Raw genomic sequence first — 19,126 nt, 5'->3', positions numbered from 1 at the left:
TTACAGCGGCCTCAAACCACATGGATACCGTTCTGTACCCACAGGTGATGGCTTGGATCCTCCTGGGCCGTGTACTGGTTATAGTCGATGCCGTCGGCAGTTTGGTTCCCGACCAGCGTCCAGTTGTCCGTCATGTGAACCGAGTCTTTGTCGTCCCCCTTGATGATCAGTGTGTCGGTACCGGTTTCGGTGATGGCCACCACATCCGCCAGGTTGAGGGTGAGCGCCACCGAACTGGTGTCGTTGAGGTCGAGGATTTCGATGTCGTGTACGCGCCCGGCCAGGTTGCCCAGGTCAATGCTGGCATCACCGCCGCCCCACAGCAGGGTGTCGGTTCCCGAGCCACCGTCGACGCTGGCGAAGTTCTGGTCGACCACCACCAGTGTGTCGTCACCCGCACCACCCTGCAGGGTGATGTGGCCACCCTGGCTGCCATCGAGGTGGTCGTTGCCGTCAGTGCCGGCGATCACATCGGTGGCCGCTGCCAGGCTGGCGAGTGCCGCGGACTCGTCGCCAGTATCGGCCAGCAGCGATGTGGTGGCGGTGAGGCCGGCGGCGCTGTCCACGTTGATGGTGAGGGTTGCGGTGTCGGTCGTGCCGTTCGGGTGGCTTAGCTCGTAGGTGAAGGTGTCGTGCTGGCCTACCACCGCCGAGGTGAGCCCTGCGTTGAGGGTGTAGGTGTAGCTGCCGTCGGCATGCACCAGCAACGTGCCGTAGGTGCCGGCCACGCTTACCCCGTTGTAGCCCGGGATGGTGTAGGTGTTGGCCGCTGTCAGCACGCTCAGCACGGTCAGGGCCGAACCGACGTTGTCGTCAGCCAGCAGGTTGCCGGTGGCGGCTGTCGCGCCACTGACCACGAACTCGGTCAGGTACGTTGTGGTGGTGTTCAGGCTGGTGGTGATGGAGCTGAGCAAGCCAATGCCGCCGGCGGTGACACGTACGTGGTAGGTACCGGCGCCCTGGTTCTCGAAGGTATACCCGGCGCCGCCGCCCAGGATGCTGACCAGCGAACCACCTGGCACCGACTGCACCAGCACGTACTGGCCGGTGGCCGGGTTGAGCTTGAGCAGCTCGATGGTGGTGCCGTTGAGCAGGCTCAACAGGTTGGTGGAGTTGACCACCACCTGCAGGTCGGCCGTGGTATTGGCGGCAACCGTGGTGGTGTAGGTGGCCTGGCGGGTACCGATCACTGGCAGGTTCAGCGAGCCCAGCGTACTGCTGCTGGTGTCCACGCGGTTGTCCAGGGTGACCTGGCTGGTACCTACGTCGTTGACTGCGTCGACCACCGTGGCCGGTGCACCGTAGTTGGTGTCGCTCCAGACCTCCGTGGCTTGCGGGCTGTCGATGCGCACGTACAGGTTGGCGGCATCGGACAGGCCGTTAGGGTGCACCAGTTGGTAGCTGAACACGTCCACCTTGCCGACACTGTTCGGGCTGCCGTTCGGCGTGTAGGTGTAGCTGCCGTCCGCACGGATGACCAGGGTGCCGTACTGGCCCTGAACCGTCGTGGCGGTCCCGGCCGAGACGTAGCTGCCGTCTTTGAGCACTTGCAGCACGGCGGCGCTGTCCGGGCCACGAGCATCCACTGCGCCATCGGTACCCACGTCGGTAATGACGTTGCCAGAGGTGGCAATGCCGGTGCCGGTGAATTGGGTCAGGCTGGTGGAGACGATGTCCAGCGTGGTGCTCACTTCGGTGATCAGGCCAATGCCGCCACTGCCCACGGTCAGTCGGTAATCACCGGCTTGCAGCACGCCGATGTCCACCTGCAAGCCGATTGGCAACACGATCAGGTCGAGCAGGCCCTGAGTGTTACCGGTGGCGATGGTCACCCAGGTGCCGCTGGCGTCTTTCACCTGCAGGGTGAAGCTGGTGTTATTGAGCAATGCCAGCACGCTGTTGGTGGTCAGTGTGAGGGTAGGGTCGGCCGTGGTGCCTGCTGCCACCGTCCAGGTGTAGGTCTTGGAGAACCCCGACAGTAGCGTGGTGAAGCTGTCGGTGTAGGTCTTCGTGGCGCTGACCGCTGCCAGGTTGACCGTGGCCGTGGCCAGGTTGTCGCTGGCGATGACCGGCGCGTTGGCATCCACATCCGGTGCAGTGACGTTGACGTTGCCCGACACGTTGCCGCGCGGGTCGCTGAGGGTCACCGAAAGGATCTGGCCGTTGTCCTGAGGCGGGCTCAGGGTCACGGTGAAGGTGCCGTCCGCCTGCACCGTCGCGGTCTGCAGCACGGTCCCGCCGGCGCTGCGTACGGTGACGGTGGCACCCACTTCGCCAGTACCGGTGAGGGTACTGCCGTCGGCACTGAACAGCAGGTTGCCGGCAGCCGCAGGCGGGGTCAGGTCCGGTGCGGTCAGTGCAGTGCCTGTGGACACGTTACCGGCGCTGTCGGTGAGGGTGACGCTGAGCGCCTGGTTGTCGATCTGCGCCGCAGTCAGGCTGACCACGAACAGGCCGTTGCTGCCCACCGTTGCGGTACCCAGTACGGTACCGGCGCTGTTGCGCACGGTGACCGTGCTGCCGACCTGGCCAGCACCACTGACCGAGGTGCCGTTGGCGTTGATGGTGGCCAGCGGGGCGGCTGGCGGGGTGGTGTCCGGCGCAGTCAGGCTGGTGCTGGCGGACAGGTTGCCGGCAGCATCGGCCTGGCGTACCACCAGCAGTTGCCCGTCGTTCTGTGGCGAGGTCAAGGTAATGCTGAAGGTGCCGTTGGCTTGTACCACACCGGTACCCACCTGGCCGTTCGGGCCTTGGACGGTAATGGTAGCGCCCGCCTCACCGCTACCGGTAAGCACGGTACCGGTGCCGTTGATGGCGACGTTGGTGGGGGCAGCAGGTGGCTGCAGGTCTGCGGCGGTGTAGCTTGTGCTGCCGGACACATTGCCTGCAGTGTCAGCCTGGCTCACGCCCAGTACCTGGCCGTTGAGCTGCGCGGCGTTCAGGTTGACGGTGAACACGCCACCGCCATTCACCACCGCCGTGCCGAGCACGTTGTTGCCGGCATCACGCACTGTCACCGTGGCACCGGCTTCACCCGTGCCGGTCAGCACCAGGCCATTGACAGACAGGCTGGTGACCACCGGGTTGGTCGGTGGCGTGATGTCGGCCGCTTGCAGGAAGGTCGGCTGCGATTCGCCGCCTATCAGCGCCACCGCTGTCACCGAAATGTGTTCGCCATTGAGCTGGGCTGCGTCCAGCGTCAGGGTGAAGGAGCCGTTCAGGCTTGCGACCCCTGTACCGATCAGGTTGCCTGCAGCGTCGTACACGCGAATGCCCACACCGCTGGGTGCACTGCCTGTCAGGGTCAGGCCGTCGCTGCCCAAGGTCACGTCGGTGGGCGGCACGGGTGGTGCGATCAAGGGTGTGAGGTAGGTCGCGACCGCAGACGTATTGATGCCGTCGGACTGTGTCACTTCCAGGGTTGCGAGCGAGCCCGCCGCCGGCACCAGCGTTATCTGGAAGTTGCCAGCGGCATCCACCACGCCGGTACCGATCACGTCTCCGTCGAGGCTGACGGTGACCGTGGCATTGGCTTCGCCCTTGCCGGTCAGCACGTTGAAGGTGTTGTTGATCGCCAGGTTGGTCACCAGGTCGGGTGGCGAGGTGTCGTTGGTCTGGTAAGGGACAGCCACCGAAGCGTTGCCGGCATCATCGGTGGACACCACCGTCAGCAACTGGCCGTTGTTCTGTGCCGGGCTGATCGGCACAGTGAACTGGCCGTTCTCACCCACTTCCACCGTGCCCACGATGTTGTTGTTCGGGCCGCGCACCGTGATCGTGCTGCCGGCTTCGGCCGTACCCGTCATCGACGTACCGGCTGCGTTGAGCAGCAGGTCGGTCGGCTGCACCGGTGGCGTCAGGTCTGGCGCAGTCACTGCCAGCGGTACCGACGGGTTGCCAGTGGCGTCCTGGGCGATGATGGTCAGCGTTTCGCCGTTGATTTGCGGGCGGTTCAGGTCAAGGACGAAGGTGCCGTCCGGCTCCACCGTTACCTGGCCCAGCAGGTCGCCGTTGTTGTTGACCACCGTGACGCGGGTGCCGGCTTCGGCAGTACCGATCACCTGGGTACCGCTGTCGTTGATGGTGGCGACCACGGTGGCCGGTGGTGTTGTGTCCACGGCCGTGACCGAACTGATTGGCGAGATGTTGCCGGCTGCATCGGTCAGGGTGACCTGCAGCACCTGGCCATCGAGCTGCGCTGCATCCAGCTCGACGATGAAGGTCCCGTCGACGCCCACTGTGCCGGTACCCACCTGCGTGATACCGACGTACACGCGCACGGTGGCGCCCACTTCGCCGACACCGCCCAACTCGTCACCTGCCGCATTGAGCCGCAGCTCGGTTGCTGCCGCTGGCGGCGTGAGGTCCGGCGCTTGCACGTTGACCGGCAGGCTGACGTTGCCGGGTGGATCGGCCTGCAGTACCGACAGTGTCTGGTTGTTGATTTGTGCGGGTGACAGTTCGACGCTGAAGCTGCCATCAGCCAGTACGATACCCGTGCCCAGTACGGTACCGGCCGCGTTACTGACGATTACCGTGGCGCCGGCCTCGCCCAGGCCGCTGACCACACTGCCGTCGGCGTTGATCACCACTTGGGTGAGTGGGTCGGGCGGGGTGAAGTCGGGGGTTTGCAGGGTTGCCACTGCCGACACGTTACCGGCCGCATCGGCCTGGGTGAAGCTGAGCAGCTCGGCGTTGCCCAGTGCCGGGCTCAGCGTGATGGTGAAGTGGCCACTGGCATCGACGGTGGCGCTGCCGATTTCCTCGCCTGCCGGGTTGGTCACGGTCACCCGCGCGCCCACTTCGCCGCGGCCGGTGAGGGTGACACCATCACCGGAAACGGCCAGTTCGCCGGGTGCCGCTGGCGGTGTGGTATCGGGTGCGGTGATGGCGCTGGCGGCAGACTGGTTGCCGGCCGCATCGGTCAGTACCACCTGCACCTGTTGGCCGTTGGCCTGGGGCGATGCGAGGTTGACCTGGAAAGTCCCGTCGGCGCGCACCGTGGCGCTGCCCAGCACCGAACCATCGGCGGCGAGCACACGCACGGCGGCACCCGCTTCGCCGGTACCGTTCAACAAGCTGCCACCCCCGGCGAAGGCCAGGTTGCCGGCAGCATCCGGCGCGACGCGGTCAGGGGCTGTCAGGCTGACGCTGTTGGACTCGTTGCCGGCCACATCGGACTGGCTGGCGCTGAGCTGTTCGCCGTTAATCTGCGCGCTGTTCAGGTTGACATTGAAGTTGCCATTGGCATCGACCACGGCAGTGCCCAGGTCGATACCGCCTTCGCCAATCACGGTAACGGTGGCACCTGCTTCACCGCGGCCACTGAGTACCAGGCCGTCGCTGGACAACGCCAGGTTGGTCAGTGGTTGCGGTGCCGTGGTGTCGGGTGCCTGCAGGGTAGCGGGTAGCGATACGCTGCCATCGGGGCCCGTTGCGCTGACCTGCAGCACTTCGCCATTGGCCTGCGCACTGCCGAGATTGACAGTGAACGTGCCGTCGTTGGCGACCGGGCTGCTGCCCAGCAATACGCCGTTGGTGCCGTACACTTTGATTGTGCTACCCGCCTCGGCGGTGCCGGTCACCGACAGGCCGTCGGCGGCCAGTATCAGGTTGTCCGGCGTGGCCGGTGCCAGCGCGCCTGGCGCCGTCACGCTCTGTGCAGGGGAGACGTTCTGTGCGGCATCGGCCTGGACCACGCTCAGGCTTTCACCCGTAATCGCTGCCGGCGACAGGGATACGCTGAAGTGACCGTCGGCGGCCACTGTAGCGTTGCCCAGCACGGTACCGTCCGGCGCCCGTACGGTCACGGTTGCGCCTGCTTCGCCATCGCCTGTCAGGGTGGCGCCATTGGCGGAGACAGCCAGGTTGGTCACGGCGGCCGGCGGCGTGGTGTCGGCTGCAGTATAAGGTGCGGCCGGCGACACGTTGCCGGCTGCGTCGGTGGCGGTCACCTGCAGCATCTGGCCATTGGTCTGGGCACTGTTCAGGGTGACCTGGAAGGTGCCGTTGCTGCCGGCTACCGCTGTGCCCAGCACGTTGCCGCTGGCATCGCGCACGGTCACGGTGCTGCCGGCTTCGGCGTTACCGGTCAGTTGCAGCCCGGTACCGGACAGCGCGAGTGCTGTCGGTGCCGTAGGCGGGGTGAAGTCCGGCGCGGTGACCGCCACGGCGGTGGAGGTGTTGTTGCCCGCGTCGGTCTGCGTAACGCTCAGGTGCTGGGCGTTGAGCTGGGCGCTGTTCAGGGTGAGGGTAAAGCTGCCATTGGCCGCCACCAGGCCGGTGCCGATGATGGTCCCGTCCTGGCCGTGAACGGTGACCCTGGCACCGGCTTCGCCCAGGCCGGTCAGGGTCAGGCCGTTGTTGTTCAGCACCACGTTGGTCAGCGGCGCGGGTGGGGTCAGGTCCGGGGTTGTCACATTGATTGCCGGCGAGGTGTTGCTGGCGGCATCCACTTGCGTCACGCCGATGACCTGGCCGTTGGTTTGCGGCGTGTCGAATGTCACCGTGAAGCGACCGTCAGCGCCCACCGTGGCGGAGCCGAGCAAGGCACCGGCGGCGTTGCGTACCTGTACCGTGGCGCCCGCTTCACCGCTGCCGGAAAGCTGCCGGCCGTCCTGGCTCAGCACCGGGTTACTGATGGCCGCTGGCGGCGTGTGGTCTGGCGTGGCCAGGCTGGCCGGGCCGGACACATTGCCCGCGGCATCACTGAGGGTGACCTGTAGCGGGCTACCGGTCACCTGCGCGCTGGGCAGGGTGATCTGGAACTGGCCGCTCTGGTTGACGGTGCCGGTGGCCAGGATGGCGCCGCTGGCGTCGCGCACGGTGACGCTGGCACCGGCTTCGCCCTGGCCGCTGAGCACGGTGGCTGCGCTATTGAGGCTGAGGTTACTGGCCGCCAGCGGTGCCTGCAGGTCAGGCGCTTGCAGGGTGGCCGCGAGCGAAACGTTACCTGCAGCATCAGCCTGGGTGACGATCAGGTTCTGCCCATTGGCCACGGCCGGCGAGAAGCTGACGCTGAACAGGCCATTGCTGTCGACGGTTGCAGTCCCCAGCAAGGTGCCTTGTAGGTCTGTCACGCGCACAGTTGCACCCACCTCGCCTTGGCCGGTCAGCGTACTGCCGGTGGCGTTGAGGTTTACCTGAGTCGGCACGTCCGGTGCCGTGGTGTCATTGGCCACGATAATGGCCGGCACCGAAGGCTGGCCATCGACGGTAGCCTTGGCACTGACCTGCAAGATCTGGGCGTTGAGCTGGGCGTTCTGGAAGAACACACGGAAGGTGCCGTCGCTGCCGACCGTGGCGCTGCCCAGCGTGGTGCCCCCGGAGGTTACGGTAATCAGCGAGCCGACCGTACCCTGGCCGGTCAGCAGGAAACCGTCGGCGCTGATGGCAAGGGCTGAAGGCGTGGCCACTTCGGTACCGGTCGGGCCAGCCAGTGGTATTTCAGGCGATTCGTTACCGGCAGGGTCGATCACCACCACTTCGACGGTTTCACCTGATGCCAGCGGTGGGGCGACCGGGATCACGAAGGTGCCGTCCGGCCCTGCAGTTACAGTGCCGCGCACGGTGTCATCCGGGTTGCGGATTTCCACTGTGCTGCCAGGCTCGGCTGTGCCGCCGACCGTGCTGCCATCCGGGCTTACGGTAAGCCCGGTCGCCGGTTCTGGGTTGGTCGTGTCCGGCGCGGTGACAGAGACCGGTGCCGAGTCGTTGCCGGCTGCGTCGGTCACTACCACGGTTACGGTCTGGCCGTTGTTCTGTGGTGTATCCAGCGGCACGCTGAAACTGCCATCCGGGTTGACCGCAACAGTGATCACATTGCCGGCCCCATCGCTCACGGTCACCGAACTGGCGCCAGGTGCGTTACCGGTCACAGCCGTGCCATCGCTGCTGACTGCAACGTCGGTGGGCAGTGCCGGTGGCGTGATGTCAGGCGCAAGGATCTGGCTGGGCTGCGAAATGTTGCCGGCCGCATCGGTCAGCGTCACATCCAGGGCCTGGCCGTCCAACTGGGCGGGCGATAGTGGGACCGTGAAGCTGCCGCCTGCGGGCACGACGACGGTGCCTACCAACGTGCCGTCGGCAAGCTTCACTTCCACCGTGGAGCCAGCTTCACCGGTACCCTGGATGGCACTGCCGCCCGGGGTGATCGTGAGGCCGGCAGGCGCAGCTGGCGCGGTACTGTCGTCAGCGGTGAAAGTGGCCGACGGCGAGGCATTGCCGCCGCCATCGATCAGCACCACCGACAGCACTTCACCGTTGGTCTGGGCCGGGGAGAGTGCCACTTCGAACGTACCGTCTGCATTCACCGGGATGGTGCCTAGCAGGTTGCCTGCGGCATCACGTACCTCTACCGTGCTGCCTGCCTCGCCCTGCCCGCTGAGCAGTGTGCCGGTAGGATCAAGGCCCAGCCCTTGCGCCGGCAGCGGTGCCTCGAAGTCAGGTGCGGTCACGGTGCCAGCGGGCGAGCCGTTGCCGCTGTTGTCCGCCTGAGTGACAGACAGCGTCTGGCCATTGAGCTGTGGCGGGTCGATGGCCACCTGGAAGGAGCCATCGGGCTGGACCGTTGCGGTGCCCAGTACTGTGCCGCCAGTGCCGGTCACGGTCACCTGCGCACCCGGCTCGCCGCTGCCGCTCAGGCTGCTGCCGTCGCCAGCCAGGACCAGACCGGTGGGGCTATCGGGTGCCTGGGTATCCGGTGCCGACACGTCGACTGCCGCCGACAGGTTGCCGGCCGCGTCGCGTTGCTCCACGGTCAGTGCCTGGCCGTTGGTTTGCGGCGTGTCGAGGGTGATTTCGAAAGCGCCACCCGCGCCAACCACCGTGCTGCCCAGCACGCTGCCATCCGGCCCGCGCACGGTCACGGTGGCGCCCGGTTCGCCGTTGCCGGTGATCGTGGTACCGGTGCCGTCGATGGCCGGGTTGGTGACCACTTGCGGCGGGGTAGAGTCGGGGGCGGTGAAGTCCACCGGCCCTGCGCTATTGCCCAGGTTGTCGGTCGCTTCGACGGTCAGGCTTTCGCCATTGCGCTGTGGCGCGTTGAGGGTGACGTCGAAACGGCCGTCGCCGCCCACGGTGGCAGTGCCCAGCACATTGCCGTCGGCGTCACGCACGGTGACGATTGAGCCGCTTTGACCCTGGCCGGTAAGGTGGATGCCAGCGGTATCGATGGCCAGCCCGGAGGGTTGCAGCGGGCCGTCGGTATCGGGCGCGACGATGTTGGCGGTCGAGGTGTTGCCAGCGGGGTCGCGCAGGACCACGTCCAGTTCCTGGCCGTCGGTCTGCGCTGGGTTCAGGACCACGCTGATCACACCGTCGGCACCGACCTGGGCGTTGCCCAGCACAGTGCCGTCGGCGTTGATGACCTGCACGGTGGTGCCTGGTTCGCCGCGACCGGTGAGCAGGCCGCCATCGGCACTCAGTTGCAGTTCACTGGCTTCATTGGGCGGGGTGATATCGGGCGCGGTGATCTGGGTCGGCAACGAACTGTTGCCAGCTTCGTCAACCGCGACGACATCCAGTGCTTCCCCGTTGGCCTGTGCGGGGGTCAGGCCGATGGTGAAGCTGCCATCCGGGCCGGCCTGGGTGCTGCCCAGGACATTGCCCTGCGCGTCGCGCACTTGCACTTGCGTATCTGCCGGTGCGGTACCGGAAACACTGGAGCCGTCACCGGCCACCACCACGCCGCTCGGGCTTTCGGGCAGCGGTGTATCGGCCACGGTCACGCTGACCCCTGCCGAGGTATTGCCAGCGGCATCGGTCTGCACCAGCACGAGGTTCTCACCTGCGGCCAACGGTGCCTCCAGGTCAATCACGAAGGTGCCATTTGGCGCCACGGTGCCAGTACCGATGACTGCGCCTTGGGCATTACGCACTTCGACTGTGGCCCCTGGCTCACCACGGCCAGACACGGCCAGGCTGCCATCGCCTGCCAGCACGTCAGTGACGATCGCCGGTGCGGTAATGTCCGGGGCCACGTAACTCAGCGGCACCGAGGTATTGCCTGCCGCATCGGTCACGGTGATGGACAAGGTTTCGCCATTGGCCTGGGGCGGGTCGAGGGTCAGGCTGAAGCTGCCATCCGGCTCGGCAATGGCGCTACCGATCAGGTTGCCCGAGGCATCTTTGACCTCAATCCGTGCGCCCCCTTCTGCAGTACCGACCAGGCTGTCACCATTACTCAGCACCAGGTCGGTGGGTTGCAGCGGTGCTACCTGGTCGGGCGCCGTCAGCGGGCTAGGTGTAGAGACGTTGCCGGCGGCATCGGTCAGGGTCACTTGCAGGGACGAGCCATCCACTACCGGGGTTGGCAGTTGCACGTTGAAGCTGCCATCGGGCTGAACGGTGCCGCTCACCAGCACCTGCCCCTGATCGTTGCGCACCTCCACGGTGGCGCCCGCTTCGCCGCGCCCGGAGACTGTGCGGCCATCGTTACTGATGGCCAGCTCGGTAGCGGGCTCCGGCGGTGTGGTGTCGCCGCCGTTGTCCACGATCGGTGCGGTGACGCTGCCGGCCGTGGAGGCGTTGCCTGCGACATCGGTGGCCGTCACCTGCAACTGCTCGCCTGCCACTTGTGGCGGGGTGAGGCCGATGCTGAAGGCACCGCTGGCCCCCACCACGACACTGCCCAGTACAGTGGTGCCATCGGCGGCCAGCACACGGACGGTGCTGCCTGCTTCGGCGCGGCCGCTGACAACGGTACCGTCGCCACTGATTGCCAGATCGCTTGGCGCCACAGGCGCGGTGATGTCTGGTGCGGCGACCTGCACCGGCAACGACGAGGTGCCGTTGTCGTCGATCGCCACCACGTCCAGTAATTCGCCATTGGCCTGGGCCGGTGTAAGCACCACGGTGAAGGTGCCCTCGGCACCCACCACGATGCTACCGACCAGCGTGCCGTTGGCATCATGCACTTCCACGCGGCTACCAGCAGGAGCAGAACCGCTGATGCTGCTGCCATTGGCGGCGACGACCAGTTCGCTCGGGCTGGTCGGGGTGACCACCAGTGGCACGTCGTAGGTCAGCGCTTCAGAGGCGTTGCCGCTCGGGTCGGTCTGTACCAGGCTCAGGCGTTCACCCGGCAGTGCAGCTGGATCGAGGTCGATCAGGAAAGTACCGTTCGCGGTCACTGTGCCGGTACCGATCAGCGTGCCATTGGCATCGCGCACCTCGACGGTAGCACCGGCTTCGCCGCGACCGCCCAAGGTCAGGCCGTCGGCGCCGACGACAATGTTGCTGACTGCGGCAGGCACGGTGATGTCCGGGGCCTCGAACTGCAAGGGGGAAGAGACATTGCCGGCGGCATCGATCAGACGGATGTCGAGGATTTCGCCATTGGCCTGGGCCGGCGACAGGCTGATGCTGAAACTGCCGGTTTCAGTGACCAGGCCAGTGCCGAGCAAGTTGCCCAAGGCATCGCGTACCTGCACGGTCGCGCCTGGCTCGCCGTTGCCGCTCAGGGTCACGCCGTCGGCCAAGGCTACACCGGTCGGTTGAGCCGGGGCCTGCAAGTCCGGGGTAACCACCGACGCCGGGGCAGAAGCATTGCCGCTGGCATCGGTCAGCACCACTTGCAGGTTGCTGCCATCTTTCACCGGTGGGTCAAGGGTGATCTGGAAGGTGCCGTCCGGGTTGACCGAGCCGTTGGCCAGTACATTGCCCTGGGCATCGCGCACCTGCACGCTGGCCCCGGCTTCGCCGCGGCCATTGAGCTGGGCGCCGGCCAGGCCGACTACCAAGTTGGTTGCGGCATCCGGTGGTGTGGTGTCGCCACCGTCGATGTCCGGCGCGGTGATGTCGCCGGCCGTGGAGGTGTTGCCGGCGGCGTCGGTGGCAGTGACTTGGAGTTCCTCACCACTCACCTGCGGCGGGTCGAGGGTGATGCTGAAACTGCCAGTGGCGTCGACCACCACACTACCCAGCACGGTGGTGCCATCGGCGGCCAGCACACGCACGGTGCTGCCCACTTCGGCGCGGCCGGTGACCTCGCTGCCGTTGGCACTGATCGCTAGCTCGCTCGGGGTGACCGGCGGGGTGATGTCTGGCGCAGCGATTTGCACCGGCAGGGACGAAGCGCCGGTGCCATCGATGGCCACCACGTCCAGCAGTTCGCCGTTGGCCTGGGCCGGGTTGAGGATGACGGTGAAGGTGCCACCGGCACCTACCACCACACTGCCGACCAGTGTGCCGTTGGCATCGTGTACTTCCACACGGCTGCCCGTCGGGGCTGTACCAGTGATGCTGGCGCCGTTCGCAGCCACCACCAGGTCGCTTGGGCTGGCTGGGGTCGTGGTTGCCGGGACTTCATATTGCAGGGCTTCAGAGGCGTTGCCGCTCGCATCGGTCTGCACCAGGCTCAATTGCTCGCCCGGTTGCGCGGCTGGGGTGAGGTCGACAAAGAAGGTTCCGTTGGCGCCGACTGTGGCGGTGCCTATGACAGAGCCGTTGGCATCACGTACCTGTACGGTAGCGCCGGCCTCGCCACGGCCACTGAGCACCAGGCCATCGGCGCCCACCACGACGTTGCTGACGGCAGCTGGCGGCGTGACGTCCGGTGCAGTGAACGCCAGCGGCGTTGAACTGTTGCCGGCGGCGTCTACCACGCGAATGTCCAGGGCCTCACCATTGGCCTGGGCGGGGAACAGCGTGACGCTGAAGGTGCCGTCTTCGTTGACCAAGCCAGTGCCGATCAGGCTGCCGGTGGCATTGCGCACCTGTACGGTGGCACCGGGCTCGCCGCGGCCGGTAAAGGTCACGCCATCAACCAAGGCCAGCTCGGTTGGCTGCGCTGGGGCCAGCAGGTCTGGCGCGGCGACCGAACCGGGTTGCGAGACATTGCCGGCAGTGTCGGTCAGGGTCACTTGCAGGGTACTGCCATCGGTGATGGCCGGGTTCAAGGTGATGGCGAAGGTACCATCGGGATTGACTGTGCCCGTGGCAACTACGGTGCCTGCGTCATCGCGCACCTGAACGCTGGTACCGGCTTCGCCACGACCGCTGAGTTGGCTGCCGGCAGCACTGATCACCAGGTTGGTCGGGGTCTGCGGTGGCGTTGTGTCGCCGCCATCGATGTCTGGCGCGGTAAGGTTACTGGCGGTGGAGGCGTTGCCTGCCGCATCGGTGGCCGTCACTTGCAGCACTTCGCCGTCTACCTGTGGCGGGTCGAGGGTGATGCTGAAGCTGCCGGTAGCGCCAACTACCACGCTACCCAGCACAGTGGTGCCGTCGGCGGCCAGCACGCGTACGGTGCTGCCCGGTTCGGCACGGCCGGTGACCACGCTGCCGTCGGCATTGATCACCAGTTCGGTCGGTGCGGCAGGGGCGGTGATATCTGGTGCGATGATTTGGGCGGGCAGCGAGGAAACACCGCCGTCATCAATGGCCACCACGTCCAGCAGTTCGCCGTTGGCCTGGGCCGGGTCGAGGGTGACGGTGAAGCTGCCGTCGGGGCCCGCCACCACAGTGCCAATCAGCGTGCCGTTGGCGTCATGCACTTCCACACGGGTGCCGGCAGGTGCGGTACCGCTGATGCTGCTGCCGTCTTCGGCGAATACCAGGTCGCTGGGGCTGGCAGGCGCAGTGGTGACCGGGACTTCGAATTGCAGTGCCGAGGAAGCGTTGCCGCTTGGGTCGGTCTGCACCAGGGTCAACTGCTCGCCCGGCTGCGCGGCTGGGGCGAGGTCGATCAGGAAGGTGCCGTTGGCACCCACCACACCCGTGCCGATCACGGTGCCATTGGCATCACGCACTTCCACAGTGGCACCCGGCTCGCCGCGACCGCTCAGGGCCAGGCCGTCAGCACCAACCGTAATATTGGTTACTGCCTCAGGTGGGGTGATGTCCGGCGCATCGAATTGCAGTGGCGCCGAGGCGTTGCCGGCGGCATCCACCAGACGCACATCGAGCGCTTCACCATTGGCCTGGGCAGGCGACAGGGTGAGGCTGAACAGGCCGTCGGCACCGACGACGCCGGTGCCAATTAGGTTGCCGGCAGCATCGCGCACTTGCACGGTAGCGCCGGGCTCGCCGCGACCGGTGAAGGTGACGCCATCGACCAAGGCCAGGTCAGTCGGTTGTGCAGGCGGCAGCAAGTCGGCCGAGGTGACCGAGCCCGGTTGGGATACGTTGCCGGCGGCATCGGTGAGGGTGACTTGCAAGGTGCTGCCGTCGTTCACGGCAGGATTCAGGGTGGCGGTGAAGGTGCCATCCGCGGCGACGGTACCGGTCGCGAGGATGTTGCCGGCCGCGTCACGCACCTGCACGGTAGTGCCGGCTTCGCCTCGACCACTGAGCTGGCTGCCGGCAAGGCCGATCACCAGATTGGTCGGTGCTTCAGGCGGGGTGGTATCGCCGCCGTCAATGTCCGGCGCGGTAAGGTTACTGGCGGTGGAGGCGTTGCCTGCCGCGTCGGTGGCCGTCACCTGCAGCACTTCACCGTCTATCTGTGGCGGGTCGAGGGTGATGCTGAAGCTGCCGGTAGCGCCAACTACCACGCTACCCAGCACAGTGGTGCCGTCGGCGGCCAGCACGCGTACGGTGCTGCCCGGTTCGGCACGGCCGGTGACCACGCTGCCGTCGGCATTGATCACCAGTTCGGTCGGTGCGGCAGGGGCGGTGATATCCGGTGCGGTGATTTGAGCGGGCAGCGAGGAAACGCCGCTGTCATCAATGGCGACCACGTCCAGCAGTTCGCCGTTGGCCTGGGCCGGGTCGAGGGTAACGGTGAAGCTGCCGTCGGGGCCCGCCACCACACTGCCAATCAGCGTGCCGTTGGCGTCATGCACTTCCACACGGGTGCCGGCAGGTGCGGTACCGCTGATGCTGCTGCCGTCTTCGGCGAATACCAGGTCGCTGGGGCTGGCAGGCGCAGTGGTGACCGGGACTTCGAATTGCAGTGCCGAGGAAGCGTTGCCGCTTGGGTCGGTCTGCACCAGGGTCAACTGCTCGCCCGGCTGCGCGGCCGGGGCGAGGTCGATCAGGAAGGTGCCGTTGGCACCCACCACACCCGTGCCGATCACGGTGCCATTGGCATCACGCACTTCCACAGTGGCACCCGGCTCGCCGCGACCGCTCAGGGCCAGGCCGTCAGCACCAACTGTAATATTGGTTACTGCGTCAGGCGGTGTGATGTCCGGCGCATCGAATTGCAGTGGCGCCGAGGCGTTGCCGGCGGCATCCACCAGACGCACATCGAGCGCTTCACCATTGGCCTGGGCAGGCGACAAGGTGAGGCTGAACAGGCCGTCGGCACCGACGACACCGGTGCCAATCAGGTTGCCGGCAGCATCGCGCACTTGCACGGTAGCGCCGGGCTCGCCGCGACCGGTGAAGGTGACGCCATCGGCCAGGGCCAGGTCAGTCGGTTGTGCTGGCGGCAGCAAGTCGGCCGAGGTGACCGAGCCCGGTTGGGATATGTTGCCAGCGGCGTCGGTGAGGGTGACTTGCAGCGTACTGCCATCGGTGATGGCCGGGTTCAAGGTGATCGCGAAGGTACCATCCGGATTGACCGTGCCCGTGGCAATTACGGTGCCTGCGTCATCGCGCACCTGAACGCTGGTACCGGCTTCGCCACGACCGCTGAGTTGGCTGCCGGCAACGCCGATCACCAGATTGGTCGGTGCTTCAGGCGGGGTGGTATCGCCGCCGTCGATGTCCGGCGCGGTAAGGTTACTGGCGGTGGAGGCGTTGCCTGCCGCATCGGTGGCCGTCACTTGCAGCACTTCGCCGTCTATCTGTGGCGGGTCGAGGGTGATGCTGAAGCTGCCGGTAGCGCCAACTACCACGCTACCCAGCACAGTGGTGCCGTCGGCGGCCAGCACGCGTACGGTGCTGCCCGGTTCGGCACGGCCGGTGACCACGCTGCCGTCGGCATTGATCACCAGTTCGGTCGGTGCGGCAGGGGCGGTGATATCCGGTGCGGTGATTTGGGCGGGCAGCGAGGAAACGCCGCTGTCATCAATGGCGACCACGTCCAGCAGTTCGCCGTTGGCTTGTGCGGGATTCAGTTCGATGCTGAAGCTGCCATCGGCGTTGGCAATGGCACTGCCAATCAGCGTGCCGTTGGCGTCATGCACTTCCACACGGGTGCCGGCCGGTGCGGTACCGGTGAGGGTGGTGCCATCAGCATTGATGGCCAGATTGCTCGGGCTGTCGGGCGCGGTGGTCAGTGGTACATCGTACTCGGTAGCCACCGAAGCATTACCGCTTGGGTCGGTCTGCACCAGGCTCAACTGCTCGCCTGGCTGTGCGGCTGGGGCGAGGTCGATCAGGAAGGTGCCGTTGGCACCCACGACACCCGTGCCGATCACGGTGCCACTGGCATCACGCACTTCGACAGTGGCACCCGGTTCGCCGCGACCACTCAGGGCCGTGCCACCTGGGCCGACCAGGATGTCGGTGACCGCCTCGGGCGGTGTGATATCCGGGGCTGTGAACTCCAGCGGTATCGAACTGTTGCCGGCGGCATCCACCAGACGCACGTCGAGTGCTTCACCATTGGTCTGGGCAGGCGACAGGGTGAGGCTGAACAGGCCGTCGGCACCGACGACACCAGTACCGATGACAGCACCGCCGGCATCGCGTACCTGCACGGTAGCGCCGGGTTCGCCGCGACCGGTGAAGGTGACACCATCGGCTAGGGCCAGGTCAGTCGGTTGTGCGGGCGGCAGCAAGTCGGCCGAGGTGACCGAGCCTGGTTGGGATACGTTGCCGGCAGCGTCGGTGAGGGTGACTTGTAAGGTGCTGCCATCGTTCACGGCGGGGTCCAGGGCGATGACGAAGGTGCCATCTGCAGCGACGGTGCCAGTCGCGAGGATGTTGCCGGCCTTGTCACGCACCTGCACGGTAGAGCCGGTTTCGCCTCGACCGCTGAGCTGGCTGCCGGCAAGGCCGATCACCAAGTCAGTCGGGGCTGCGGGTGGCGTGGTATCGATACCGTCGATATCCGGTGCGGTAACTGCGCTGCTTGGCGATGTGTTGCCAGCGGCATCGGTCGCCGTGGCTTGCAGCACTTCGCCGTCAACTTGTGGCGGGTTGAGGTTGAGGCTGAACACGCCGGTCGGGCCGACCACGGCAGTGCCCAGTTCGGTTCCGTCGGCAGCCACGATGCGCACGGTGCTGCCCGGTTCGGCACGGCCGGTGATAACGCTGCCGTCCGCGCTCACCGCCAGTTCGGTCGGTGCGGCAGGGGCGGTGATGTCGGGCGCGGTGATCTGTGCGGGCAGCGAGGAAACGCCGCCGTCATCGATGGCAACCACGTCCAGCAGTTCGCCGTTGGCTTGTGCGGGATTCAGTTCGATGCTGAAGCTGCCATCGGCGTTGGCAATGGCACTGCCAATCAGCGTGCCGTTGGCGTCATGCACCTCCACACGGCTGCCAGCCGGCGCGGTACCGGTGAGGGTGGTGCCATCAGCATCGATGGCCAGATTGCTCGGGCTGTCGGGCGCGGTGGTCAGTGGTACATCGTACTCGGTAGCCACTGAAGCATTACCGCTTGGGTCGGTCTGCACCAGGCTCAACTGCTCGCCCGGCTGTGCGGCTGGGGCGAGGTCGATCAGGAAGGTGCCGTTGGCACCCACGACACCCGTGCCGATCACAGTGCCATTGGCATCGCGCACTTCGACAGTGGCACCTGGCTCGCCGCGACCGCTCAGGGCCAGGCCGTCAGCACCAACTGTAATATTGGTTACTGCGTCAGGCGGTGTGATGTCCGGCGCATCGAATTGCAATGGGGCAGAGCTGTTGCCGGCGGCATCCACCAGACGCACGTCGAGTGCTTCACCATTGGTCTGGGCAGGCGACAGGGTGAGGCTGAACAGGCCATCGGCACCGACGACACCGGTGCCAATCAGGTTGCCGGCAGCATCGCGCACCTGCACGGTAGCACCAGGCTCACCGCGTCCGGTGAAAGTGACGCCATCGGCCAAGGCCAGGTCGGTCGGTTGTTCAGGGGCTGTGGTATCTGGGGTGTCGACGTCCGGCGCCGTGATGCTGGCAACTGGCGAGATATTGCCAGCCGCGTCTGCGGCGCTGATCTCCAGGGCCTGGCCGTCGATTTGTGGCGGTTGCAGAGTGATGCTGAACTGGCCGTCCGCACCGGCCACCGCAGTGCCCAGCAATACGCCACCAGCGCCTCGCACGGAAACCGTCGAGCCGGGCTCGGCACGACCGGTGAGGGTGTTACCCTGCTCATCGATAGCCAGGTCGGTCGGCGCCAGTGGTGCAGTTGCGTCCGGCGCAGTGACAGTGCCAGGCGCCGAGACATTGCCGGCGGCGTCGGTCAGGGTGACATCAAGGTTTTCGCTGTTGATCTGCGGTGCATTCAACGTCACGTTGAAATTGCCGTCGGCACCCACTGTGCCGCTGCCGATCAGGTTGCCGGCGGCGTCGCGGATGTTCACCGTGGTGCCTGCTTCGCCACGGCCGGTCAGACGCAAGCCATCCGGCGAAACCAGCAGGTCGATCGGTGTGGCCGGTGCGCTGGTGTCGGGGTCGGAACCGCCGCTGCTGCCCCCGCCTCCATTGTCCGCCGCTGCTGCTGCGCCGCCCACGCCCAGCAGGCTGAGCCCGGCAATCGCCCAAGTTGGCATGGCACTGCCTGCAGTACCGATGCCTGCGACCAGTTCGTCCAGCGAGGCCACTTCTTCGAAGGTGAAACCGGTGAACGCTGCCGCATCGTACTGGGCATGCCACAGGGTGCCGTCTTCGCCGACGAAGACCATATCGCTGCCGACCCCGGCCTGGTCCACGGCGAAGAAGTTACCGATGGTGATCTTTTCCCCCGACTTCAGGGTGACGATCAGGTCCTGCCCGCGCTGGGTGACCGTGGCCACTTTGTCTGGAGAAACCGGTACCTGCACGACGCTTGGTGCGTTTAGATTGATATTGCCCCAGGCGCTCTGAGTGGCGACTTCGGATTGCTTATCGGCGACGACGATGTTGTCCATGGATGCTCCCTGCTGATATCCGGATCCCCCGGCCCGAGTGTTCGGGCCACAACCGACGTAACAGAGCCCTTTCAGGGGTCTTACGCACAGCCTCGACCAGGCAGTCGACAAACGGGTGGTTAGGGAGATATAGCAGCCGGTGGGGAAGCAACCAGATGGCTTTCTGGGTTAATCCTTTG

General features: G+C 66.2%; 1 protein-coding gene. It reads right to left on the bottom strand.

The genetic code is table 11. The features are described 5' to 3' along the window. Positions 1 to 11: 11 nt before the first annotated feature. On the bottom strand, positions 12 to 18,947 hold the full coding sequence (locus tag AC3WLP_RS20340) for a BapA/Bap/LapF family large adhesin (protein WP_088513035.1): 18,936 nt from the start codon (positions 18,945 to 18,947) through the stop codon (positions 12 to 14). Positions 18,948 to 19,126 lie beyond the last annotated feature (179 nt).

Source organism: Pseudomonas sp. FW305-E2, assembly GCF_058782925.1.
This window is presented reverse-complemented; position numbering and strand designations above follow the sequence as displayed.